Source organism: Paenibacillus catalpae (assembly GCF_900112695.1).
Taxonomy (GTDB): Bacteria; Bacillota; Bacilli; order Paenibacillales; family Paenibacillaceae; genus Pristimantibacillus; species Pristimantibacillus catalpae.
In genome coordinates this window covers 49,057-73,241 of the sequence record NZ_FOMT01000002.1, presented here as the reverse complement: position 1 = coordinate 73,241, position 24,185 = coordinate 49,057, and the positions used below count along the sequence as shown (strand labels likewise).

Annotated in this window: 16 protein-coding genes; 3 read left to right on the top strand and 13 right to left on the bottom strand. The window is 52.0% G+C overall.

Annotated elements, in window-relative coordinates:
- Positions 1 to 32 precede the first annotated feature (32 nt).
- Positions 33 to 461 (bottom strand): Lrp/AsnC family transcriptional regulator, encoded by a 429-nt coding sequence (locus BM200_RS08055; protein ID WP_091183741.1) that lies wholly within the window; start codon positions 459 to 461, stop codon positions 33 to 35.
- A 150-nt stretch (positions 462 to 611) separates the two neighbouring features.
- Between BM200_RS08055 and BM200_RS08050 the strand changes: the two genes are divergently transcribed.
- Positions 612 to 1,664 (top strand): oxidoreductase, encoded by a 1,053-nt coding sequence (locus BM200_RS08050; RefSeq protein WP_091183738.1) that lies wholly within the window; start codon positions 612 to 614, stop codon positions 1,662 to 1,664.
- Between the two features lie 411 nt (positions 1,665 to 2,075).
- On the opposite strand, the gene BM200_RS08045 is transcribed toward BM200_RS08050, so the two are convergent.
- Genes BM200_RS08045 through BM200_RS08035 form a run of 3 tightly spaced genes read right to left on the bottom strand, consistent with a single transcriptional unit; the run spans position 2,076 to position 4,600 of the window.
- Positions 2,076 to 2,720 carry a carbohydrate-binding family 9-like protein gene (locus tag BM200_RS08045; protein ID WP_091183735.1) on the bottom strand — a complete coding sequence of 215 codons (645 nt, stop codon included), beginning with the start codon at positions 2,718 to 2,720 and terminating at the stop codon, positions 2,076 to 2,078.
- Between the two features lie 9 nt (positions 2,721 to 2,729).
- Positions 2,730 to 3,752, bottom strand: a complete 1,023-nt coding sequence (locus BM200_RS08040) for a Gfo/Idh/MocA family protein (protein ID WP_091183733.1) — start codon at positions 3,750 to 3,752, stop codon at positions 2,730 to 2,732.
- Positions 3,752 to 4,600, bottom strand: a complete 849-nt coding sequence (locus BM200_RS08035; protein WP_091183730.1) for a sugar phosphate isomerase/epimerase family protein — start codon at positions 4,598 to 4,600, stop codon at positions 3,752 to 3,754. The genes BM200_RS08040 and BM200_RS08035 overlap by 1 nt, the downstream gene beginning before the upstream one ends.
- Before the next feature lie 146 nt (positions 4,601 to 4,746).
- Here BM200_RS08035 and BM200_RS08030 point away from each other — a divergent pair, with 146 nt between their 5' ends.
- Entirely contained in the window at positions 4,747 to 5,646 is a 900-nt protein-coding gene (locus tag BM200_RS08030; protein WP_091183727.1) for a helix-turn-helix domain-containing protein, read from the top strand.
- A 423-nt stretch (positions 5,647 to 6,069) separates the two neighbouring features.
- Here BM200_RS08030 and BM200_RS08025 read toward each other — a convergent pair whose 3' ends face one another.
- The 6 genes from BM200_RS08025 to BM200_RS08000 form a co-directional block, all read right to left on the bottom strand.
- Complete coding sequence (locus BM200_RS08025; protein WP_091183724.1) at positions 6,070 to 7,113, bottom strand: LacI family DNA-binding transcriptional regulator; 1,044 nt, start codon at positions 7,111 to 7,113, stop codon at positions 6,070 to 6,072.
- A 196-nt stretch (positions 7,114 to 7,309) separates the two neighbouring features.
- Positions 7,310 to 8,683 carry an ABC transporter substrate-binding protein gene (locus BM200_RS08020; RefSeq protein WP_091183722.1) on the bottom strand — a complete coding sequence of 458 codons (1,374 nt, stop codon included), beginning with the start codon at positions 8,681 to 8,683 and terminating at the stop codon, positions 7,310 to 7,312.
- 71 nt (positions 8,684 to 8,754) lie between these two features.
- Positions 8,755 to 9,594 (bottom strand): carbohydrate ABC transporter permease, encoded by an 840-nt coding sequence (locus tag BM200_RS08015; RefSeq protein WP_091183719.1) that lies wholly within the window; start codon positions 9,592 to 9,594, stop codon positions 8,755 to 8,757.
- 14 nt (positions 9,595 to 9,608) lie between these two features.
- Positions 9,609 to 10,502 carry a carbohydrate ABC transporter permease gene (locus tag BM200_RS08010; RefSeq protein ID WP_091183717.1) on the bottom strand — a complete coding sequence of 298 codons (894 nt, stop codon included), beginning with the start codon at positions 10,500 to 10,502 and terminating at the stop codon, positions 9,609 to 9,611.
- A gap of 12 nt (positions 10,503 to 10,514) precedes the next feature.
- The gene (locus BM200_RS08005; protein WP_091183714.1) at positions 10,515 to 11,615 is read right to left on the bottom strand and encodes a Gfo/Idh/MocA family protein; all 1,101 of its coding nucleotides are present in this window, start codon (positions 11,613 to 11,615) and stop codon (positions 10,515 to 10,517) included.
- A gap of 386 nt (positions 11,616 to 12,001) precedes the next feature.
- Positions 12,002 to 16,534 carry an S-layer homology domain-containing protein gene (locus BM200_RS08000; RefSeq protein WP_091183711.1) on the bottom strand — a complete coding sequence of 1,511 codons (4,533 nt, stop codon included), beginning with the start codon at positions 16,532 to 16,534 and terminating at the stop codon, positions 12,002 to 12,004.
- Positions 16,535 to 16,991: 457 nt separating this feature from the next.
- Here BM200_RS08000 and BM200_RS07995 point away from each other — a divergent pair, with 457 nt between their 5' ends.
- Positions 16,992 to 20,807, top strand: coding sequence for a fibronectin type III domain-containing protein (locus tag BM200_RS07995; protein WP_091183709.1), 3,816 nt, complete (start codon positions 16,992 to 16,994; stop codon positions 20,805 to 20,807).
- A gap of 75 nt (positions 20,808 to 20,882) precedes the next feature.
- Here the strand turns inward: BM200_RS07995 and BM200_RS07990 are convergent, their stop codons facing one another.
- From BM200_RS07990 to BM200_RS07980, 3 genes are all read right to left on the bottom strand, one after another.
- On the bottom strand, positions 20,883 to 22,166 hold the full coding sequence (locus BM200_RS07990) for an MFS transporter (RefSeq protein WP_091183707.1): 1,284 nt from the start codon (positions 22,164 to 22,166) through the stop codon (positions 20,883 to 20,885).
- A 32-nt stretch (positions 22,167 to 22,198) separates the two neighbouring features.
- The gene (locus BM200_RS07985; protein WP_245772946.1) at positions 22,199 to 22,855 is read right to left on the bottom strand and encodes an ArsR/SmtB family transcription factor; all 657 of its coding nucleotides are present in this window, start codon (positions 22,853 to 22,855) and stop codon (positions 22,199 to 22,201) included.
- Positions 22,856 to 23,034: 179 nt separating this feature from the next.
- The gene (locus tag BM200_RS07980; protein WP_091183705.1) at positions 23,035 to 24,120 is read right to left on the bottom strand and encodes an alkene reductase; all 1,086 of its coding nucleotides are present in this window, start codon (positions 24,118 to 24,120) and stop codon (positions 23,035 to 23,037) included.
- Positions 24,121 to 24,185: the final 65 nt, after the last annotated feature.

Here is a 24,185-nt window from a genome sequence, read left to right as displayed (position 1 = left end):
AAAAAGCAGCCAATCGGCTGCTTTTTTTTGCATTATGGAAGAAGCGGATCCTGCTTAATCGGCGAAGACAGAGTGATAAGTGTCGTCGAATCCCCGAATGTTCCCAGCTCATTAATGGTGCTCTCCAGCGTCTGCAGCGACTCGGTGACAAGCTTGACGAGGAAGTTATATTGATGTCCGCTGATCCGGTGCAGCTCAATGACGTCCGTGGTCTGCCGGCAATGCTCCACGAACTTGTTGCAGTCTTTCGTATAAAACAAAACAAATGCCGTGATCATCTTATTGATCTTCTCCGGTGTAACGACAGCCCGATAATGATCAATAATTCCCTTTTCCTCCAGCCTTCGCACCCGCTCCGTAACGGCAGGCTGGGACAAAGATACGGCCTTGCCAAGGTCTGTCATGGAAATGCGGCCCTGCTCCTGCAGTACAAGCAATAGCTGTTTATCTAAATCGTCCATGAAACTCTCCCCTTTATTATTAAGGTGATCAAGCAGAAAGAACAGGATTTTATAAAAGGATTCCACTAAACAATTTGAAAACGCTATGTGTTCTTCCCAGGATATTATATAGAATTTACCTTATAAAACACAAAGAGGAGAGAACCATTCATGACGAATTTGGAATTGCTGAAGCCGGTTACCGTTGGCGCTTGGAGCCTTCGTACGCGAATTGCGATGGCCCCGATGACGCGGAGCTTCGCAGATGATAAAGCCGGTACGGTTGGTGCTGATGTTGCGGCTTACTATCAGCGAAGAGCAAAAGACGGAGTTGGTTTGATTATTACTGAAGGCATTACGCCATCCCCCCGGGGAAAAGGAACGTTTGGGGTGCCGGGCTTATATATGAAGGAGCAGGCGGACAGCTGGCGTAAAGTTACCGATGCCGTACATGCGGAAGGCGGGACCATCATTGCGCAGCTGTGGCATGTCGGCAGATTAACGCATCCCGATCTGACGGGAGGTTACCCGCCTCAAGCTCCGTCAGCCATACCGGCAGAGGGACTGGTACACCGGCTGCATAAGCCTTTCGCTATGCCTGAAGCGATGACGACAGAGGATATTCGCGAGGTTGTCCTGCAATATGAGCTGGCGGCGAGACATGCCGTGGAAGCAGGCTTTGATGGTGTGGAAATTCATGGCGCGCATGGCTATCTCGTGGATCAGTTTGCTTCGGATGCGACCAATCATCGAACCGACCGCTATGGGGGCGGGAGAACCGGACGCTTGTTATTTATGAAAGAGATACTGGCCGCCGTTGGCGAAGTCATTGGCATGGACCGTCTCAGCCTCCGCTTCTCGGAATTGAAGGACGATCAGCCGGCATTCCAGTGGCAGGAGCCCGAAGCGGAATTGGATGCTTTTATAGCGATGTTTCACGAAGTGGGCTTGCGTATTCTGCATCCTTCAACGAATAAATTCGATGAAGCGGTATCGGGCAGCCTAACCCTACACGAAATGGTCCGGCAGCGCTGGAACGGAGCCATTATCGGTGTTGGCGGTCTAACAGCCGATATGGCCGACTGCGCGATCCGCGCAGGCGTCATCGATCTGGCCGCGTTTGGAAAACCGCTGCTTGCCAACCCGGATTTTGTCCAGCGGCTGCGTAGCGGTGAGCCTTCCGTCCCTTACAACAAAGAGCTCCATCTAACGGATCTGATCTAAGCACCAGAACAGTTATTCGGAAGGAATCGGGCGTAGTAAAAATTCATTCGTTCTGCGATATAGCGAAGCGTCAGCTCCTCAACTTATTTCTATGTTCTTCATGAAGACTTCTTGAGGCTGCGGAAGAGATAAATTAAGGGCCCTAATTGTTAATCACGTGTGGATAACGCAGCCTGTGGATATGTGGACGACAGTTGTTCAATATCCACTTTTCTAGGATATTGACCCGGTTGATATGTGGGTAACTATGTGAATAACTTTGAGATTTCCTCAAAATTGGTCTAAAAAACTTCGTTAACGATATTAACGAATCCTTATAACGCAAATAGCGATAACGATCGGCTTGGGTAGAAATCAAAAAATAGCGGTGCACAAGCACCGCTATTTCGAGAGTCTATTTGTTTTTTCGCTTTAGATTAGAACCAATGTCCCGAAGCTGTCGCTGCGGTGAAAATTCGGCGTATCCGACTGTACCGGCGACCAGCTCAAATAATGAGGGGCTGGCGTCAGATCGCCGCACTTGTAGAAGTTGCCTCTCATGACCGTTCCGGATTCGGCCTTAAAATCCGGAAACCAGTATTTAATAAAGGCAAACGGAATACGCAGGTTAAGCTCCCAGTACATCCTGCGGCATTCCGGATTCCACAAGCCAAGAGCCGTGCGTATGCCAAACTGACTGGTCGCTTCGGGCAGAATCCGTTTGCGTTTCTGTCCCTGTTCACCAATCTCGAGCAGCAGCATCCCCGCGGCGTTTAGTTCAAAGTTAAGATAACGGTCATCCTGGGCAGGCAACGGCTGCAGGAAAAATTCCACGCAGCTGTCCTGATAGACCGGATCTCCATGCTGCCTATGCCTCATGACTGGCGCTTCCTCGTATACCCTAAACTGAAGGTGCAGCGCCTCCTCGTCGTATCCCCCTCGAACCTCCGTCTCAGGCGGCTGCTCGACATGCAGCCATTGCTGATAAGCGACATCGGCCGGAAGCAGCCGGCCCCACTCTTTATCCGTGAAGCCGGCCGCGTTTGAAGCATAAGGAAATTCATGATGTTTGCCCATGGCAGTCCTTTAAGGTACAGCAATCCACGCGCCGCGTTGGTCCGCCGATTCCCGCTCCGCCGTCACGATCTCGATGCTTGCCTTTGTGCTTTCCGGAGTCGCCGTATCGAGCGGCAAGCCTTGAACAAGGGCTTCCGTGAAATATTTCTGTTGATAGTAATAGCCTTGATCTTCCGGCAGCTCGGCAGTAAAGCCCGCTCCGTCATTCGGATTCACCTTGACGGCAGCACCGTCAAATTGCACGTTGCCATGCTCGAAGTTAACCTTGTAGCCCATCTCGAAGCCAAAATCGCCATTTAGCGTCCAATCCACCTGGGCGGACACAATTTTATCATCTTCATAACGGTAATGGGTGGAGACAATGTCGTATCCGCTGCCCGGGATGACGTTTCTGCCGTAGCACGATACCGCCTCGGGCTTGCCGAACAGCCAGTTCACGACGTCGGTGTCATGCACGTGCATATCCAGCAACGCGCCGCCGCCCTTCTCGTTTTGCAGCACCCATGGTCCCCATGAAGGCGTGCCGCCGCCGCGGTAGAAATATGCGCTCGTCACATTGCCGAACTTACCGCTGCTAACGAGTTCCTGCAGGTAGACATAAGCCGGCCAGAAGCGCAGGCATTGCCCGATCATCAGCTGCTTGCCGCTTGCTTCAGCGGCTTCGATCATGATGTCGCACTCTTCCGCGTTCATCGCCATCGGCTTCTCGCAGAGCACGTGAACGCCGCTGTTCAAACATTGAAGAGTCACATCGCGGTGCAGGAAGGTAGGAAGCGTAATATCTACCGCATCCAGCTGCTCGCTCTCCAGCATGGCTTGTACGGACGTATATTTGCTGAAACGGCTGTAGTCGATCTCGTTCTCCGAGGATGTCTCAATATTGCCGCCGCTGCCGCCGCCGTTTAGCTTCACTTCGTCCACATCACACAGCGCAACAACGCGAATCGGTGCTCCTTCTCTCTCGAGACGCAGATAATTCTCCAGATGTGTCTTGCCCATAAAACCAAGTCCGATTAGTCCGATTTTCAGCATTAGCGTTCCGTCCTCCCCAAGATGGCATCCATTGCCGCCGATGTGTTGTAGATGATTTGTTTCGTATGATGCGTGTATGGCGGGATCATCTCCGCCGTCACATAATCGTTATAGCCGATCGCTTCCAGCGCCTGAACAACAACCGGGTAATCCACGTCCCCCGCAAGCAGATCCACAAACCCGTGCAGCCCGCCTGCCTGACGGCGGTAATCCTTGAAATGCACCTTCTTGATGCGCTGATTCAGAATCGAGATCCAATGCTCGGGATAGCCGGAATAGACAACATTGCCTACATCGAAGTAAGAGCCGACATAGTCGGAGCCAACAGCATCTATGAATCCGCGCATTTCAAGCGGCGACAGCAGGAACTTGTTCCATACGTTCTCGATGCCAACCGATACCTTCACCGCTTCCGCTTCCTTCGCCAGCTTCGTGAAGAAGGCAAGTGCGTTGTCGTACGCACGGTCATAAGGCACCACCGGCGCATTCGGAATAAAATCAACGCCAACTGCTCCAGGCACGATAAGGATCGTATCTACGCCTAGCGCGGCAGCATGCTCTAGCTGCTTTTTCGCGATATCAAATGCTTTACTGCTCACCTGCGAATTCTCGCTGGTTGGCGGGTAATCCCAATACAAACCGCTTGCAAGGCTCGACAGCTCGATCCCCGTATCATCCGCAAAACGGCGGATAGCCCGGACTTCCTCCTCTTTGCTCTCTGCACTAAGCGGGCCTGTCTCGTTCATCGACAGCTCGATGCCGTCAAAGCCCGCATCCTTCGCTAATTCAATACTTTCTTCTATACGCATGCCTGCCGGAAATGACCAGATATTAATCCCTTTTTTCAAGATGGGCAGCCTCCTTCAGCTCTTTATACTGCCAATTATAATAGCCGAAGCACAGCCCATCTTTAGCAAATCAGCCGGACCTTTTGCACAGAGCAAAAAGCATTTATAATTAATGCAAACGATGTTGAAAAAGGAGTGGTCGGCCGATGGAATTCGCTCGCCATACGCTTAAGGAAATGCTTGCGGTACGTAAGCTGATTTCATTCCATTATTTCGAGTTTGCCAAAGGTTACGTGTTCGAAGGGGAGCAGCATGACTTCTGGGAGCTGCTGTATGTGGACAAGGGTTCTGTGGAGGTAAGGGCGGATGAGCTTACGCATCAGCTCGAGCAAGGCATGATCATCTTCCATAAACCCGGGGAGTTTCATACGGTGAATGTAGGACATCGGCATAAGCCGCCTAACTTATTCGTGTTGTCGTTCGAATGCGCTTCCCCGTGCATGGAAAGATTCGAGAACCGGGTGATGCAGCTCGGCACAAAAGATCGGAATCTGCTGTCGCTGCTTATGCAGGAAGGCTTCCACTCCTTCGCGCCGCCATACGACAATTCCGATATCCACGAGCTCATTACACGGGAAGGCGCACCATTCGCCAGCGAGCAGGCCATGCGCAATTACCTGGAGACGCTGCTCATTCAACTGATCCGGCAGCAGGACGATGCCGAACGCCAAGCCGTGCGCAAGCCCGCTTCGTTCCAGACCGAGAAGGCGGAGCAGCAGACGGCCGAGCGGATTATTGCATTCATGCGCGGGCATTTATCCGAGCAGCTGACGCTCGACAGACTGTGCAAAGAGCTGCACCTCGGGAAAAGCCGGCTGAAGGAGGTCTTCCATGCGCAGGCTGGCGTTGGACCGATGGACTACTTCAAGCAGCTGAAGATTGAAGAAGCAAAAACGATGATCCGCGAGCAGCAGTACAACTTCACCGAGATATCCGCTATGCTTGGCTACAGCAGCATTCATTACTTCTCTCGCGATTTCAAGAAAGCGACCGGCATGCCGCCGTCGGACTATGCGCGTACCGCCAAAGCACGGGCGCAGACGTGAAACACCTCTATTTGCAGCCTATCAAGATCAAGTTTGCTTTTAACCCGCTATCCATCTACGTTGCACAATATGCAGTATAATGGAACGTTGAAGCTCAGTAATCAGCAATATCCTGCACGAAGTGCAGGATATTCGGACAACATCGGCTGTTCCGGGCTTATTAGACGAAATATACTGCATTTTGTACAGTATATCTCTCGAGCAACTACCATTCCGGGCAAATATCCTGCACTTCGTGCAGTTTAAATCCGCAGTATTACATTGGATTCCATTCCGGCCGGCAAAATCAGCTCATTTGAGCCGAAGTTTGTTCCTGATAACGAAAGTTACCGGCGGAGTTCCAAAGTATCCAGTGCAATGGGTCAAAGACAAAAAAAGAGGCGCCCCAATGCCATCATTAAAGATAGCTTTCGGGACAGCCTCTTATTGCACGCTAATAACGGCCGGCTGCTGCGACTCGGAAGAGCGGCGGTATACCATCCGGTACGGAATGGTCATGCGCACCGGCAGCGAATATTGGTGATCCAAATAATCAAGCAGCAGCTTAACGGCGAACATCCCCATCTCAAGCTTCGGAACATGAATCGTCGTCAGCGGCGGCGAGGTGAACTCGGAGATCTCGATATTATCGACGCCAACAACCGCGATATCCTCCGGAATACGAAGACCCCGCTCCGTTGCGGCACGCATCGCGGCAATCGCCATCATATCACTGGCCGCGAAGATCGCGGTTGGCGAATAGCCTTTTTTCTCAAACGCCTGCTTGGTCAGCTCATAGCTTAACGATACATCCCATTTCACATCAATAACCCAGTTGTCATTCAGCTCAAGTCCCGCTTCGCGCATCGCGCTCTGATAGCCGAGGAAACGCTTCTCCTGCCGGAAAGGATCATTCAGCTCCGGACCGCCGATATAGCCGATCTGCTTGTGCCCCTGTTTAATGAGATGCTGCACGGCTTCCTTCGCCGCGGCTTCGCGGTCGTAACAGACGACGGGAATATTTCTGTCTGCCAAATCCACGCCAACAACCGCTTTCACATTTTGTTTAATCCACTGGTACGCATCGGCATCAATCCGCTCGACAATAATCATGCCGTCAATCCGGTGCTCCTTCACCAGCGATTGCAGCTGCTGAATATCCGCTTGATTCTCGATACTGTATACAAATTCCAGCCGGAAGCCGGACTCTGTCAACGCTTTCTCAATACCCTCCAATATAACAGAGAAGTAGGGATTATTATATTTGTTCTGAGGAATGGCAACCACGCAGCCGATATGAACCATCAGCTTGTTGTCGGATTTTTTCTCCACGCGGTTCGCCTTGTAGCCGAGCTTCTCCGCAGCTTCCCAAATTTTCTTACGGGTCTCTTCGCTGACGGAACGTGTGGAATCATTCTTCATGACCCGCGATACCGTCGAGATGGAAACCCCAACCTGCTCTGCAATGTCCTTTAACTTGGCCATCATACGTTCCTCTCTATTCCTATATCGAATATATGCTCTCTATAATTGCGGCAACTAACCAAAAGTTGCGGCAAATTCTATTGTAAAGCCGTATTCATCAATAGTCAAGAAACACCGCCATTTCAGGCTTTTGGGCCTAAGCAAAAAAGGGAAAAGAAGCGACCAGACGCTTCTTCTCCCCGCTCTTTCCTAACCCCTCTTACTTCAGCTTCGATTCCAGATCTTTAATGGCCGCGTCCACGTCACCGTCGCCAGCGAGCGGATTCTTAAGCGATTGCTCGCCATATGTCCATACCAGATCCGTTTTCTTCACTGTGAACGGCGAAATGATGCCGAATTGCTGCGCGTCGAGGAAGATTTTATTCGCTTCACCTGCGGTTGCGATATAAGCATCGGATGCTGCTTTATTCGCCGGGATCGAATAGCCCTGCTTCGCCAGCTCCGTTTGACCTTCAGGACCTGCCAGCCATGCAAGCAGGGTATAAGCTGCTTCTTCATGCTTCGTATTATTCGCAATTGCCATGCCAGCCGGTTGTACGACGGTTTTGTTCTCTTTGAATTTCGGCAGGTACGTCATGCCGTAATCCACTTTGGCTTCTTTGAAGTTTGTTGTGTTCCAGTTGCCGCCCGGGTTCATGGCTACTTTACCGGTTGTAATCCCCAGGTTCACCTGGCCGCCCAGACCTTCGATTTGAGCAGGCGTTGTATTGATTTGTTTCTTCGTTGCATCAATAAAGAAGTCCAGTACTTCACGTGCTTCAGGCGTATTCAGGGCAAGCGATCCGTCATCATTCATGAGCTTCGCGCCATTGGACCACAGCTCCGGTTCAAGGAACCAGTCCATCGTGGAGCCTGGCGATACGGACATGCCCCACTGCACAATATTGTCGCCGTCAAAGCCGGCTTCCCCAGGGTTTTTACCGTTTTTGTCGATCGTCAGCTTGGTGGCGATGTCCAGAACTTCATCCCAGGTTGGTTCGAGGGATGGAACCGGAGCGCCTTTCGGGTTCTTCTTCGGATCCGCAAAGATCGCTTTATCGTAGTACCAGACGATCACGTTCGCATCAATTGGAAGAGATACTTGTTTGCCGCCGTATTTATGTAGACCAAGAAGGCTTTCATCGATATTGCCAAGTTCAAAGCCTTTGTCAGCGAGCAAACCGTCAAGCTCTTTGAAGATGCCAAGCTCGCCGTATTTCTCGATAAAAGCATAGCTGGTTTTGAACACGTCAGGAAGCGTGCCGCCCGCGGCATTAGCCGTCAGACCATCCCAATAGCTGGCCCAGTCCTTGCCTTCCAGCTTAACCGTAATGTTCGGGTAGGCTTCCATGAATTTATTTAAAAGCTCCTGCGTACGCTGCAGCTCTTCCGCCGTTCCCCACTGCGAGTAGGTGATCGTAACCGGCTCAGCAGGTTTCTCTGTCTGCTCCGCGCTGCCGTTGTTGCTTTGCTCACCGTTTGCCGCTTCGCCGGAACCGCCATTATTATTGTTGCTGCCGCAGCCGGAGATGATCATTACCATTGATAACATAAGCGTAAAAAGACCCAATAACCACTTTCTGTTCGTTTTCATATCCAGTTCCCCTTTAGATTATTTTGAAAACAGCAGTATTGAACATCTTATGCCTGCCCGCGTTGTCCACCTTAACCCTTCGAACCCGTGAGCACCACCCCTTCCACAATGTAGCGTTGCGCGAACAGGAACAGCAGGCCAATTGGCACAATGCTGATAAAAGCGCCGGCGGCAAGCGCCGGGAAGTCCTGACTCGTCTGGCCGATCAGCAGCTGGAGACCTACGCTTAGGGTGAACATGCTGTTGCTCTTGATATAAAGGAACGGTCCGAGAAAATCGAGCCATGAGTTCACGAAGGCAAAAATGACGGTTGTCACAACAATAGGTTTGGACAGCGGCATAATGACCTTGGTGAACACGGTCCACCGGTTCCCGCCGTCGAGGTAGGTCGCTTCATCCAGCTCCTGCGGAATGGTCATGAAAAACTGCCGGAACAAGAAGATGTAATACGCGCCGCCAAGCCATGCCGGGACGATAAGCGGCAGCCAGGTGTCTACCCAGTGCAGCTTCGTGAACAGCACGTAGGACGGGATCATCAGGATGGACGGCGGAATCATCAGCGTCATGAGGACAATCGGGAACAGCCGATCCTTGTATTTCGTTGAAAAGCGTGAGAAGCCATAGGCCACAATGGAGCTGGATATTACCGCGCCGAGCACAACAAGAGCGGAAATCGTGAATGAATTCTGGATCCATCTCCACATGAGCGGCTGCACATCGAACAGCCTGTGAAACGCTTCGAAGTTCAAAGATTCCGGCAGCAGACCGGGAGGAACCTTGTATGTTTCCGCCTTGGTCTTCATCATCGTAGACAGCATCCATACGAGTGGTCCGGCGAACAGCACCAGCGCAGCTGTCAGAAGCGCATATTTGCCGGTTTGCTTTATCAAACGTTTGTTAGACGTGGTCATCTTGTTTCCCCCCTCTATTTCTCGCCTTCATAATAGACAAACCGCTTCGACAGCTTCATCAGTACGAATGTGACAAGGGAGATCAGCGCGAACAAGAAGATGGATTGCGTCATCGCCATGCTGAATTTCAGATCCGTAAACGCCGACTTGTAGATGTTATAGACAAAGGTGTAAGCCGCATAATTCGGTCCGCCCTTTGTCAGCAGCAGCGCTTCGGTGAACATCTGAAAGTTATACATCGTCTGAATAATGACCACGAACAGAATGGAAGGGCTGATCATCGGAAGCGTCACTCGGAAGAACGATTGAACCTTGTTTGCCCCATCAATGAGCACCGCTTCATACAGATGCTTCGGCACATTCTTCAGAGCAGCCAGGAAGATGAGCACCCCGCTTCCGGAGATCCATACCTGCAGCAGAATAATAACCGGCTTGATCAAGCCTTCGCTGCCCATCCAATCGGTCTTGCCTATCCCCAGCACGGACAGCCCTGCATTCAGAATGCCAAATTCCGAGTTAAACACAAGCCGCCAAATAATGACGGTTGCAACGATTGGCACAAGCGTCGGCAAGTAATAGAAGGTCCGGTAAAGGGCTATGCCTTTGACGTTCATATTAAGCAGCAGCGCGATCAGCAGCATGCCGGCCGTTACGACGGGAACGCCAACAATGACGAAGTATGCGGTGTTCTGCAGGCTTTTGCTAAAAATCGGATTACCCACCATATCTACAAAGTTGGACAACCCCACGAAGTTGTAGTCCACCGCTCCCGGCAGCCGGGCATCCGTAAACGCGTAAAACACGGAAGTACCAAAAGGAACAAGAAAAAAGAGCGAGAAACCGATTATCCAAGGGGATATAAACAAGAAGAAAACAAGCGTATCATATCTTCTCAAATTGCTTTTCATCCCGGCACCCCCTTACTTCATTAATTCATTCACGTACACGTATCGTTCTTCCACAATCGACTTCTCCGCTGCCAGCGCGATCAGCAGGGCATCTCTGCCGACATAAGCGGAGGCAAAGGGCTGCTTGCCTTCCGTAACGCTCCTTACGAATTCAATCCGCTGCGTTTGACCGCCGGTATGCCCGCCCATAATCGAATCCGATGTGACGTCGATATCCAGATGATCGCGGGTGAAGTTCTGTCCGCCAACGATATCGATCGTCTTGTCGTTCTTTGCCACCATCTGGCCGCCATTCTCGCCGATCAGCCCGATCTCAAGGCCATCCCCCATCAAATTGCGGGGCTTCAGATACATGCACAGTCCCAAATTTGCCTTGCTGCCGTTCTCGTATTCAATCGTTACCCAGGCATGATCCACAATCGAGACATTCTCGATAGGTTTGGCCGGATAATGGCTGTAAGAATTCGTAATCATATTCGGCTGCCCCTGCTTCATGACGTGCTGTCCGCCAGTTGCGAACACCCGCAGCGGCTTCGAACCAATCATCCAGTTGAAAATATCAAAGTGATGGCAGTCCTTCTCGACCAGCGCGCCGCCCGACTTGTTCTTGTCGTAGAACCACTCCGTCGGCGGGAACGGATCGCGGAATTCCTTGCACCACATCAGCTTCACATCGCCCAAACGTCCACGCTCAAGCTCCTCGGCCATTCTCCGATACACGTTGGAGTAGCGGTATACAAGACCGATCTGCAGGATACGTTTGTTCGCCTCGGCTGCTTCGATAATGGCATTGCAGTCTTCAAGCGTGTGCGCAACAGGCTTTTCCAGAAAGACATGCTTGCCGGCTTCGAGAAAAGCGACAGCCACCTCGCGGTGCAAATAATTCGGAACGCTGATCACAACCGCATCGATATCCTCTTTATGTAAAAGCTCCTTGTAGTCCGTCACGATTACCGGATTACTGTTCTTCAGTTCTGCCAGCGTACGCTCAACGTTCGCCTGGTTCATATCGCAAATATAGTTCACCTTGCATTCCGGCAGCAGATCAAAACCGATGCAATGATGCGAGCCCATATCTCCTACGCCGATAAATGCCATTCTCAGTTTTTCCATGTCTACACTCTCCATCGATAATTTTGCGCCAAATATGATCCAGATCGTTACAACTCATGGCGAGTACTCGCTTTCATGTTCTGATAATAACGCAGCCTTCACAACAAGTCAACAATTTTTGGGTAAAATACCTAACATATTTGCGCCAAATATTTTTTCATCAATTTTTTCAGTGATCATGCGGGTTATAGGCTAAAAGTTTAAACTTTTTACTCCATAAATAATGGAAATATGACACCGTAAAGTAAGGTATTATTTTAAATTTTGCGCCAAATTTATTGTTCGTTAGGCAAATTGCGATAAAACTTTGCCTGAAATTATTGTTTGGCTATTAAGATTTCAAACAGAAGGCCGTCCGGTTGCCCGGACGGCCTTCTATTTCACCCTTATTTCAACAACATCTCCATCAGACGGAGTGTAATCACTGCAGCCTCCGCGCGTGACACGCCTTCCTTCGGACGGAAACGGCCATCCTCATCGCCGATCATTAAACCAAGCTGCTTTGCCTTATGCACGCTGTCCTTTGCCCAGCTGCTGATCTGATCGGTATCCGGATAATCGCCATCCCCGTTATTCCGAGCCGTCCCGGAGAGAGCTCCGCCAGAAGCCTTCGAAGCCGCGCGGATCGCCAAGACCGCCAGCTCCTCGCGCGTGATCTCCGCATTTGGCCTGAACGTATCACCATAACCATTGATTAATCCTGCTGCCAATACTTCTTTCAACTCCTCTGTGTACCAAGCCTGTGCCGGAATATCCTTGAATGGAAGCTCTGCTCCATCCCCCGAGCCTATTCCAAGCCCCGGCATTCTCGCCAACATAGCGGCAAGCTCCGCACGCGTAATAGAGCGGTCAGGGGCAAAGCGGTCGGCATCCACGCCTTGCATTACCTGCTTGGCAGCCAATGCTTGGATAGCCGAAGCCGCCCAATGACCGGCTGCAACATCGCTGTAAGCCTTCTCGTACCGCAGCCATTGATAGGTTCCCGGCTCTGTCATTTGTGCCGTTAACAAGCCGTTGCGGAATACCGCTGCGGCAGCCTTCAGGCGTTCGCCTTGAACGTTATAGAGATTAACGATATTTGCTGCGCCCGCTTCCGTTTTTACCGATACCTTGATCGGCGACGTTGCGAAATCAAGCGGCGTTTCCCCTGCTGTCGTTACTATTGCAACACCTACGGTGAACGCCTGCCCGACTCCTTGCGCTTTAGCTTTATCCTTCGCCGCATAGGTGGCTATATCGGCAGTTGGCGCAAGATCGATAGTCAGCCAGGCCGAACTGCTGCCAGCCCGCTCCTTCGCCTTAGCGAGAAGCTCCCCGGGTATTTCCCAGCTCGTGTCTCCGCTCGAAATAACGATAGACGGATTGCCTTTCAGAGCCGCAGCCTGAAGCGGCACTTCAATACGTTCTTTGCCTGCAAGCAGAGTAACCGCAAGCTTTCCATCCGTAAGAGCCGGGTTACTCAAGCGTTGAACCTTGCTGTCTTCCGGCGTTGAACCGCTCACGCCGCCCGTGCTGCCAGGCGAGCCCGAAACCGTTAGAGATCCTACCTCGTAACGGCCATCCGGGCGCTTCCCTTCAATCGCCAGCTTCATCCCCGGCGCGTCCGTTGCCGGATCAATAACAGCAACATTCAATTTATAGCTGCCTGCTGCGAGCGCCGAAGGCAAATCAAGCCGATTGTCCATGACATGTCTGCCAGGCAGAAGCGAACGCAAATCGGTATCCTGCTGCTGTTTGTATACGATCGTTCCATTCGCGTCAGCAAGGCTGTATTCCAGCTTCCAATCCTGATAGAACGGAGCAACCCCTTTGTTGTTCAAAACCGTTTCTACGGAGATGGATGTCCCGCGTGCGGCTGAGCCCGAATGCTTAACGGCCTCAATTACATAGCGGTAGCCCATCAATTTCTGCATCGTCTCGATGTTGGATTGAATGTCCGTTCCATATGCGGTACGCGCCGGCGATGATGGTCCAAGCCATGAGGTATGGCTGACCCGCATCTGACGCAGCGATTCCATGATGGCATCATCGGTCAGCCAGCTTTCCGGATTGCCGTTGGCAAACTCACCGCCGGAATACGCATATTTCCAGAAGTCCGGCATGGCAGACGCTGCTTGAGCGGCTGCCGCATCCGCCGGATCATCCACGGACTCGCCAATCCCCGCCCAGCCGTTCTGCGTCCAGCCAACCCATTCTTCCGTGCTGGATTTGATGCCAAACACATCGTTAAACAAACCAACCTGCTGCTCGCTTGCAATCGGGAACGGCTTTCTCATGCCAATCTGCTTGTTCTCAAACGCGTCCAAGTAATGCTGAACATACTGGTCAGATATACTCAGCTTTGGAAACACGCCGGAGCCGCTTGGCCAAGTATGCCATTCTCCCCAATGGCCCAGACTTCCCAATTGAACATAGGCAATCCGCGGATCATTATCATAGCGCTCGGCCACTTTGGCGATCATCCGCTCATGTTCGGCCAGCAGTGTAGAGCTGTTGTAATTCGGGCTAAAGCCCGAGCCAACCTCCTGCGTATCGTACCAAATGCCGGCATTCCCTTCTGCGGCCAGCTCGTCATACAGCCAATCCGGAATATCTTTATGGGACGGATCAGCCGTAGGCGTATCCAGCACGATCCGAAGATTAATCCGTTTGCCCTGCGAAGCCCAATAGGCGAACTGATATTTCTGCTCGATGCCTTCCCAGTCAAATTGACCTTTCACCGGCTCGAGCTCGCGCCACGATATGCCCGCATACACCATGCTGTGCTGCTGCGGATAGGCCGTTCCGTCCGGCTTCGAGGAATCCTTCGCCCATGCTACCCATCCCGTATAAGGATTGTTCAGCAGCTCAAAGCTTTGGCGCGGGTAGAATACGCCTGAAGCATCCTGAGTCTGCACCGTGTTATCTACGGTCAGCGGCGGGTTACCGCCCATCGGAAGCCGTAGCATTCCGCGGTTGACGAAGCCAAGTTCGATGGCTGCCGGTTCATCAAGTCCAAGCTGATCCAGATAAATATTAATTTCAAGGGAATCATCAGATACCGCCAGATAGACCGGCCCCTTGCTCACCCATTCTCCGTCCTGCTGCCGGTATTCGTACAAGGCTCCGCGGTCGATTTTGTAATCGAAGCCCTCCTCCGTCCATAAGCCGGCAGATGCCCCTGTATCCGAATCGCCGTCCGTGTTCAAATAATAAACACTCCGCAGATCCAGATTCTCCCCCTTCACCCGGACGTAGAGCTTCTCTTCATCTTGAACAGCGTCCATCAGGTAAGGGGCATTTCCAGCGGAAGCACCGATCTCCACCCCGCTCCAATCACTGTCGTCACCATCCACCGCAATAAGCGAACCGCTGCTGCGGATCGGAATAACGGCCGGATCTCCGCTTGCGTCAGGAGAAGCATAGCTGTTGCTCAGGAAACCGGCATGGATAGACTGCTCATCGGTAATCCCCAGCTCATCAAGCGGAACGGACCATTCAATCACTTTATGATCGCCGGTCCCCGTGCTGACATAAGGGAATGCCGTATCCGTCTGATCCCAGCCGCCGCTTCCGTTAGAAGCATACAGAATGGCCGTCTGCACCAGATACTCGGCTCCAAGCTTCCCGGCCCATGCCCAGCTGGAGGTACCGGTCGAAGGATCTTTGTCTATGTCGAGGAACAAATGCTCCCACAAATTCGGGAATTCGGCATTATCGATTCGACCGTCAAGGAGTGCATACAGCTTTCCGTCCGTCACGTATGTCTTCACCGTTGTGAGCCCGTCTGCGGTAACCGTCAGCGGCTGAATGCCGGCCCAATCCGACGTATCGCCATCCACCAATAATTGCGGCTTCGCAACAAGGCTGATCTCCGACGGATCACCGGCAGGGTCCGGCATGGCATAAGCATTGCTTAAGAAAGCGATATGAACGGCTTTCAAATCTCCGGCGTGCAGGTCGGCAAGGGGCAGCGTCCACTCGATGGTTTTGGCATCGCCCGTTCCCGAACGGGCATAGTTTAATCCGGTAACCGCTTCCTGCCAGCCGCCGCTGCCGTTTGTCTCGTACAGCAAACCGGACTGAACGAGATATTCCGAACCAAGCGTACTCGCCCAAGCCCACATCGCATTGCCGGTGGACGGCTTGCGGTCAACGTCGATCAGCAAATGCTCCCACAAATCCGGAAATTCGCCATTATCGATACGTCCTTCAATCAGCATATGAAGAGCGTCCGCTGACACCGCGTACTTCACCGCTGTTTTCCCGTCGGCGCTTCGCAGCAGCTCAGGCACATTAGCCCATTCCGCTCCGTTGCCGTCAATCGTCAAATCGGCCGGCGGCGGTGGAGCATCCAACGCAGCACCACCCGAAGCAGGTGGCTGCACCGAGACCATCAGTTCGCCCAGCTCCGGCAGCATGGCACCGTCTGACAGCAGGCCAACCTTGATCTTGCCCGCAGGATCAGCCGCCGGAAGCGAGGTTAAATCAATCTCGTATTCTGCAACCGTATCGCCATCTGTAAGCTGTGCCTGCCCCTGCTGCACCCAATCTCCGTTCTCGAATGCATACACATCGCGATCCTCGATCTTGTAATCGATACCTGCAGAATCCTTCCACCCTGCAATCAATGCTCCTGTCGCCGCATCATTGTCAGCATTTATGTATAGCGTCTTGGTTCCGTCCATCCCGTGACCCTTCGCCATGACATACAGCTTGCCGTCCAGATTAACCGCCTTAATCAGCTCCATCCGGTTACTGGCCGTCGCCTGATCCGAATAGCCGCCAGCCCAATCCTCGAAATTGCCGTACAGCGGTGCAGCCCCGGAGCCTGCCCCTGCTTCAGCTGCTGCCGGCAGTCCGGCAGCCGGAAGCGCCCCCATCATGACTGCCAATGCCGTCAACGCTGCCTTTTTCCCCATGGTCCATTCCTTGCTCATCGTTTCCCCATCCCTTCGGTTTGTGTTGAAGCGATTACCGACGAACTCCCCTAGACGTTTGCCCCGATAGATACGGCCTCCTTTATCTACTAAGCGCAAGGCGCTTGTTGCCACTCATTCTAGTAAATATTTACACAAATTTCAATCATTTTTAGGAAAATACTTAAATGGTTTGCCGCAAATATTTAATTGGATTTAAAACTTATCCACTTTCACTTTAGGACTGTTAATCCGTGTTATGGATAGCTTGTTCTCGGAATACGCTTGAATTTAATCATTGTAATCGCTTTGTTGCCGCATTATAATAGCGTCGTTGGTGCATGAGGATTTACAATTCCTCTTCATTTTTTCGCATTTTTTGCGCCAAATACTTTATTCGTTTAGGGGGTGAATTTTCGGAATTTTCAAATGTATTGAAGCAGTGTTTCTATTCTCAAGAAAAAGAGGAGTGACAATTTTGCCTACAGCCTTTTATCGTTTGGCTCGCCGAATGCTCATCACATCCCTTGTTCTGCTTCTTCTGTTTCCGACATTCAGAGCCCCAAGCCTGACACCTTCCGCCCATGCTGCTATCGGCAAGGATCCGCTCTACGGTAAAGTACCCGGTCTTAGCGAATACAGCCGGGTTATGATCTGGTACGGCACAAACACCGCCACCCAGACACAGCTGGACTCCCTGAAGACTTATGATCTTGTCATCCTGGAGCCAACGATCCGCATTATTAACGTGGCAAAGAATCAATTCTATTTCGAGACGTTTACTCCCAATCAGGTAAACGAAGTGAAGCGAGGGGTAGACGGGATACTCGGCACGGCCGACGATGTAATCGTGCTTGCTTATATGTCGGTTGGCGAACTCGCCACCTCCAGTGTTTTTACCGGCTTTACCGGGGACATGACAATTCAGAACGGCAAGGATGTCGGCCTGCTTCCGGCCAATTACAGCGGTCCAAGCGGCCCGTTGCACGGTCCCAACCCATGGAACTACAACAGCTCGGGCAATTACATAAACGTTGAGGGCGGCGCCATTCCAGACGGCACATATAACTCCGGATATAACAGCTATACAGGCATATCCATTGCGAATGACTATTCCTCTACCGGCAACCTCCTTAGCTGGGGCAACAACGGCTTGATGCCATGGTATTTGGATCAGCAAGGAACATGGATTAATGACACCCGATATATGTACGGAGGTTACTGGAAATCCGGAGACGGCGTTCCAGACAAGAACAAAACCTATGGCGGAGGCTATATTAACGGCGGAGATCCCACGTGGAAAAAGCTGATTACGTTCATGACCGACAAGCTGGAGCATGATGCCGGGTATGACGGCGTATTCCTCGACACGGTCGATACGCCAGATCCGATTGGCGGCGCCGGTCCAACGACCTCATGGGGACCACGCGGCAACTTCGGCTTTACAGCCAAAGGAATGGTCGAGCTGGTTGAAGCGGTCAAAGCCGTGGATCCGACCAAAATCGTAGCGGCCAACCGGGGCTACTGGTATTTCAACCCGGATGAAGGAACCTCCCAATTCGCCGATCGTTACCGGCATGCGATCAACATTTTTCTGACAGAATCCTGGTATTTCAACCCCTACATCACATCAGGCTCCAAGTTTTATGACGAGAACCCTGCATTCGCCGATAACTGGAATACGAATTCCGCCTCCTCTACTTACCGCAGCCGCGACAACTTCGGAGGCTTCTGGAAAGACTACATGAACGCCCAGGCCAATCAATCCGACGGCTTCAACATCATCATTTGCGACTTCACCATCCCTTCAACCGGCACGAACAAATGGATGAACGAAATCGTAAACAACAGCCACTACATGGGCTACGATGTCAGCGGCGCCACCCATTTCGCCAACATGTATCATGATGCAAAAAACTGGCTGGACGCCAGCGGCCATCCTTCTTCCTCTCTCGCAGGCACGCACCCGACCGATTTGTACGGCGGCTTCAACATCGACGGCCAGTTCAGCGACTGGGCGAATGAAACGCCGATCTTTAATGATCCGGCCGGAGGCAACGCCAAAGGCATCACGAAGGTATATACCAAGTTCGCAGGCGACAAATTCCTCATGAAGATCGACTCCTTATCGGCGTTAAATATGCAGGGCGAAATGCTTTACTTCGATTACGACAAGAAAGGCACCACTGGCTGGCAAGGCGTAGCCTGGCCGATTACTCCGGATTCGCGGATCTATTTCGAGAACATGAACAAGGTTTATCTCGCGCCTCATGTAAGCGGTCAAGCCGATGTCTTTAAGTTCCCGACCACCACCGTCGGCAACAACGCATGGCCGGTGCAAGCGAAGCAGTCCGGCAATTCGGTTGAGCTGATGTTTGATTCGGATTATATTTTCGGAGGCGCGCTTGCGGGGCAAGAAATATGGATGTGGTTCCGTACAGCTAACTTTGGCGGCAGTTCCGTCAAGTTTACCGTTCCGGGCTCGCCTGCTGTACCAAGCACGCCAACCGGTCTTACGGCTTCGCCTGGCAACGGGCAGGCGGCTTTAAGCTGGAGTCCAAACTCCGAATCCAATCTTGCGGGCTATAACGTCTATCGGGGCGGAACAAAGCTCAACAGCACGCTTGTCGCCAGCCCTTCCTACACGGCAACAGGACTGACCAACGGCACCAGCTACAGCTTCCAGGTTGCAGCCGTGAATACAAACGGTGTCCAGTCGCCATTAAGCTCTTCGGTATCCGTTACTCCTGCAGCCCCTGTTGCGCCGACGGCCCCAACCGGTCTGACCGCAGCTGCCGGCAACGGTCAGGCGGTTCTGAGCTGGACAGCTAATTCGGGACCTAATCTATCGGGCTATAACGTGTACCGGAACGGCGTAAAAGTAAACAGCTCGCCGATTACCGGCACCTCTTACACTAATACTGGATTAACAAACGGCACGTCGTACAGCTTCCAGGTATCCGCCGTGAACAGTGCGGGTCAGGAGTCACCGTTAAGCTCCTCAGTATCCGTCACGCCGACCGGATCTTCAACGACGGTTATAACGATCGACGGATCGGCTTCCGAATGGAGCGGAGTCACCGCGCTTGCTTCAGGCACTTCCGATGTTCAGGCTTTAAAAGTGTCCAATACAACCAGTCAGCTCTACCTGCTCGTCCAAGGCAATAATCTGAATGTGAAAGGCCAGCTGTTCCTCGACACCGATAACAACCGGCTGACCGGCTATAACGCAGCAGGCTGGACGGCATCCGGAGCAGAAAGCGGCGCCGAATACATGATCGAGAACAATATTGTCTACCGCAATACGGCGGCGGGCTGGTCCTGGACGTCGGTTCGCACGCTCGGCACCTCCGAATTCCAGCGGAATAACAATGTCGTTGAGCTGTCTATTCCGCTTAGTACGCTTAGCCTTGCTAACGGCAGCACGATTCGAGCCGGCTATATCAGCAATGACTCCACAGTGAACCGGCTGCCTGGGAGCAGCGGCATTTTGCCGAGTTATACCTTAGGCAGCGGAACGGGCGGAGGCGGAACAACGCCGGATTCGACACCTCCTGCGGTACCAGCCGGGTTAGCCGCGGCAGCAGGCCATACGCAGGTTACCCTCTCCTGGTCGGCCAACACCGAATCCGACCTGCAGGGCTATAACGTCTATCGGGGAACAACGAAGCTAAATTCCGCTCCTCTCAACGGAACGACCTACACTGCGACAGGACTGACCAACGGCACCTCTTATTCGTTCCAAATCAGCGCGGTGGATACAAGCGGCAATGAATCGGCCAAATCAACCGTCGTCAGCGCGACTCCGCAAGCATCAACAACGATTACGATCGACGGCAGCGCGAGTGACTGGGGAGCCGTATCGGCATTAAACAGCAGTTCGGCCGGAACGATCACTGCTCTGAAAGCAAAGAATGACGGCACGAATCTGTACCTGCTCGTTCAAGGCAGCGGTCTGAATGTGAAAAGCCAGTTTTATCTGAACACCGACAATAACTCTTCAACCGGCTATAACCCGGCCAACTGGGCAGCCAGCGGCGTGGACACCATGCTCGAAAATCAAAACCTGTTCGCCTACACCGGAACCAACAACGGCTGGACCTGGAGCCTCGCGTCTACGATCAGCGCAGCCCAGTTCGTCCGCAACGATACGGTCATCGAGCTGGCGATTCCGCTGTCTTCTCTCGGCCTAAGCTCGGGCAATGCCATCCGAGTCGGGTTCATCACCAATGATTCAGCCTCTAACCGAGTTCCGGCGGCAAACGGTTCATTGTTAAGCTATACTTTGTCGTAATAAACGTCCTTAACGATTAACCGGGTATAATAAAATAGCGGCAGTCCATCTGGACTACCGCTATTCCTCGTTCCATTATGCTTTTTTTATCGACCATATAATGACAGGAATAAGCAACAAGGCAAGCGCCCCGCCGGCCAGTGACAGCGTGGCGTAACTGGTAGACGATACAACCATGCCGGACAATACCCCGCCGGCAGCCCCCGACAAGGCAACAAGAACATCAATCGTTCCTTGTGTCTTGGCACGCGTGACAGGATCTGCGGAATCCACGATGATGGCCGTTCCGCTGATCAAGCCAAAGTTCCAGCCAAGCCCAAGCAAAGCAAGAGCGACAATAAGGACAAACATCGAATCGGCAGGAGCTGCGGCTGCGACAAGTCCGGCAGAGAGCAGAACAACCCCCGAAGCGATGGACATCGCCGTACGGCCGATTTTATCCGCAAGAACGCCTGTAATAAGCGAAGGAAAATACATGAATCCGATATGAATGCCAATGACTAATCCTACGTCACTCAAGCTATGTCCGTGATGCTTCATATGGATGGGGGTCATCGTCATAATGGCAACCATCACGATTTGCGTCAGAATCATAACCGCTGCTCCAACGATCAAGCCTTTGTTGCTGCCCTTCCGGGGGCTGTAAGCGGCATCCGCGGGCTTGCCTTGCATAGCGGATTGGGCATTGTGCAAGGCTTTGGCCACGATAAAGGGATCGGGACGCAGGAACAGAAAGAAGACCAAGCCCGCCAGAATAAAAGCGGCCGCACCCAGCATAAACGGACCCGCAAGTGCCGGTACGCCAACGGAAGTCGCAAAATCACCCGTCACATCGACCAGATTAGGACCGGCAACGGCTCCCAAGGTCGTGGAGACCATCGCAATACTGATCGATTTGGCCCGCTGATCCGGTCTTGCCAAATCCGTGCCCGCATACCGGGCCTGCAGGTTTGTGGCCGTTCCCGCTCCATAAATAACAAAAGAAATAAACAAGAGCCATATACTGTTATTCACGGCAGCGAGTATAACGCCAAGCGCTCCTATCCCTCCCGTAAAAAAGCCTGCCGAAAGACCAAGCCTGCGTCCGTATCGCTGAGAAAGACGCCCGACCAGCATGGCAGCCGCAGCAGAGCCAAGGGTGAACAATGCCGAAGGAACACCGGCAAGGCTCTCTGACCCGAGCATATCCTGCGCCAGAAGCGCTCCGACCGTTACACCCGCGGCAAGTCCCGCGCCTCCAAAGATTTGGGACAAGACAACGATCAGGAGCGACCGTTTATACAGCCTTTGCTGCATTTCTACAGAAGCAGCGTATGGACTCAACCGGCTTTCTGTATGTATTTGCGGTTCATGCGTCATCGCTTAGAACCACCTCGATTCATCTATATTTTTCAAGAGTGTGCCGCATATCGCTTCCACTCGTGCACGCCTTCCACCAGATGTGAAGCTTTCATTCCCTTGCTCTTCAGAATTTCGACGGCCTGCGCAGACCAAAAACAGTATGGTCCCCGGCAATAAGCCACGATCTCCTTATCTAATGGCAGCGTCTCCAGATATCGTTCCAGCTCCTCTATAGGTATCGAGATGGCACCCGGAATATGACCCGCCGCATATTCTTCTTCCGGCCGTACATCAATCAGTACAACCTCTCCTCTATCCATCCTCTTACGGAGCTCTTCCAAAGCAATCGGCTCCATGCCTGCCTTTTCTTGCAGAACCTCTGCTTTTAGCTGCTGAACCTCAATTAATTGCTTTTCGCTGAGACGATGCAGGGAAACCATAAAATCTGCCACCGAAAGCTCCGCAATCTCATAAATGACAAAATTGCCCTTCTTATTGAATCGAACCAGTCTGGACTCATGCAAGGTTTGCAAGTGCTGAGATACGTTCGCTATACTCATGCCTGTCAACTTGGCGAGCTGGTCTACCGATTTGGGCCCTTGAGCCAGCAAATCAAGCAGTTCCAGGCGCTTTGGACTTGATAAACATTTGCCGATACGGGCGAACTCCCGATACAACTTGTCTTTCCTTTCCCGCTCCATCTTCATAGCTGACATCCACCTCAACTATTCAATTAATTACTTGAATAGATACAATGTAAGCTGTGCAGGTTCAAGTGTCAATAAAAAAGCTCACCGGATCTCTCCCGATGAGCTTTCTCAGCCGCTTTGCACCACAAATTACCGTTAGCATTAAAGGTACTCTCTCCCTCTCTTATACCTTTCTTTTACTCCGCTTGAATAGGTGTTAAATTGTCTAATGCAGGATAATCGGTATATCCGCGGCTCCCAGCGCCATAGATAGTAGCTCGGTCCGGTTGATTCAGCGGTGCGCCTGTTTTGATTCGTTTTACTATATCGGGATTTGCCAGTGCCCAGATGCCGATAGGTGCCACGTCAGCAAGCCCTGCATCAATGTCGGCGGCGAGATTATCGAGCGGACGTCCTCCGCGATTCACCAGCAGAGTCGATCCCCATGTCGATCGGATATCGCGCAGCAAGGCTTCATCTTCCTTTTGAGAGATGTGAAGATAGGCCAGATGTAATTTTGCAAGTTCCTTGACTAGGTAACGGTACGTTTGCGGGCCGCTGCTCCCTTCGTTGATGCCGCCCAGTGTATTTCCTGGGGAAATACGAAAGCCGGTGCGATCTGCTCCGATTTCTTCAACAATTGCTTTCGTTACTTCGAGAGCAAAGCGCACCCTATTCTCAATGGATCCGCCGTACTCATCGGTACGCGTATTACTGTTTTCAGAAAGAAACTGTTGAATCAAATATCCGTTTGCCCCATGAATTTCCACCCCATCGGCCCCGGCACGAATCGCCGCTAAGGCTGCCTTGCGGTGATCCTCAATCGTCTGTTTGATTTCAGTCAAGGTCAGTTCGCGAGGATCGGGAATATCCTGCATGCCTGTGACGGTATAGATCTGTGTTCCGGGAGCGATCGCAGATGGAGCAACCGGCTGCCGATGATGCGGCGTATTATCCGGATGAGACATTCTACCGGCATGCATGATCTGAATAAACAAATGACCTCCGGCAGCGTGTACCCGATCAGTTACTTTCTTCCACCCTTCTATATGCGCATCGGTATAAATTCCAGGTGAGTTCATATATCCTTGCCCGTCGTCGGACGGCTGCGTACCTTCGCTGATTAGCAAGCCAAGTGATGCACGCTGTTCGTAATATTCCGCCATAATCTCAGTGGGGGACCCATCGCTTAGTGCCCGCGATCTCGTCATCGGCGCCAATGCTAAGCGGTGAGATAATTGCATTCGACCAACCGTCGTGGGACTCCATAGTTTTGTTGTCATTTTAGTAACTCCTTTATTATTATATTTGTTGCCGGCAACATATTTACTATAACATGGTATTATGT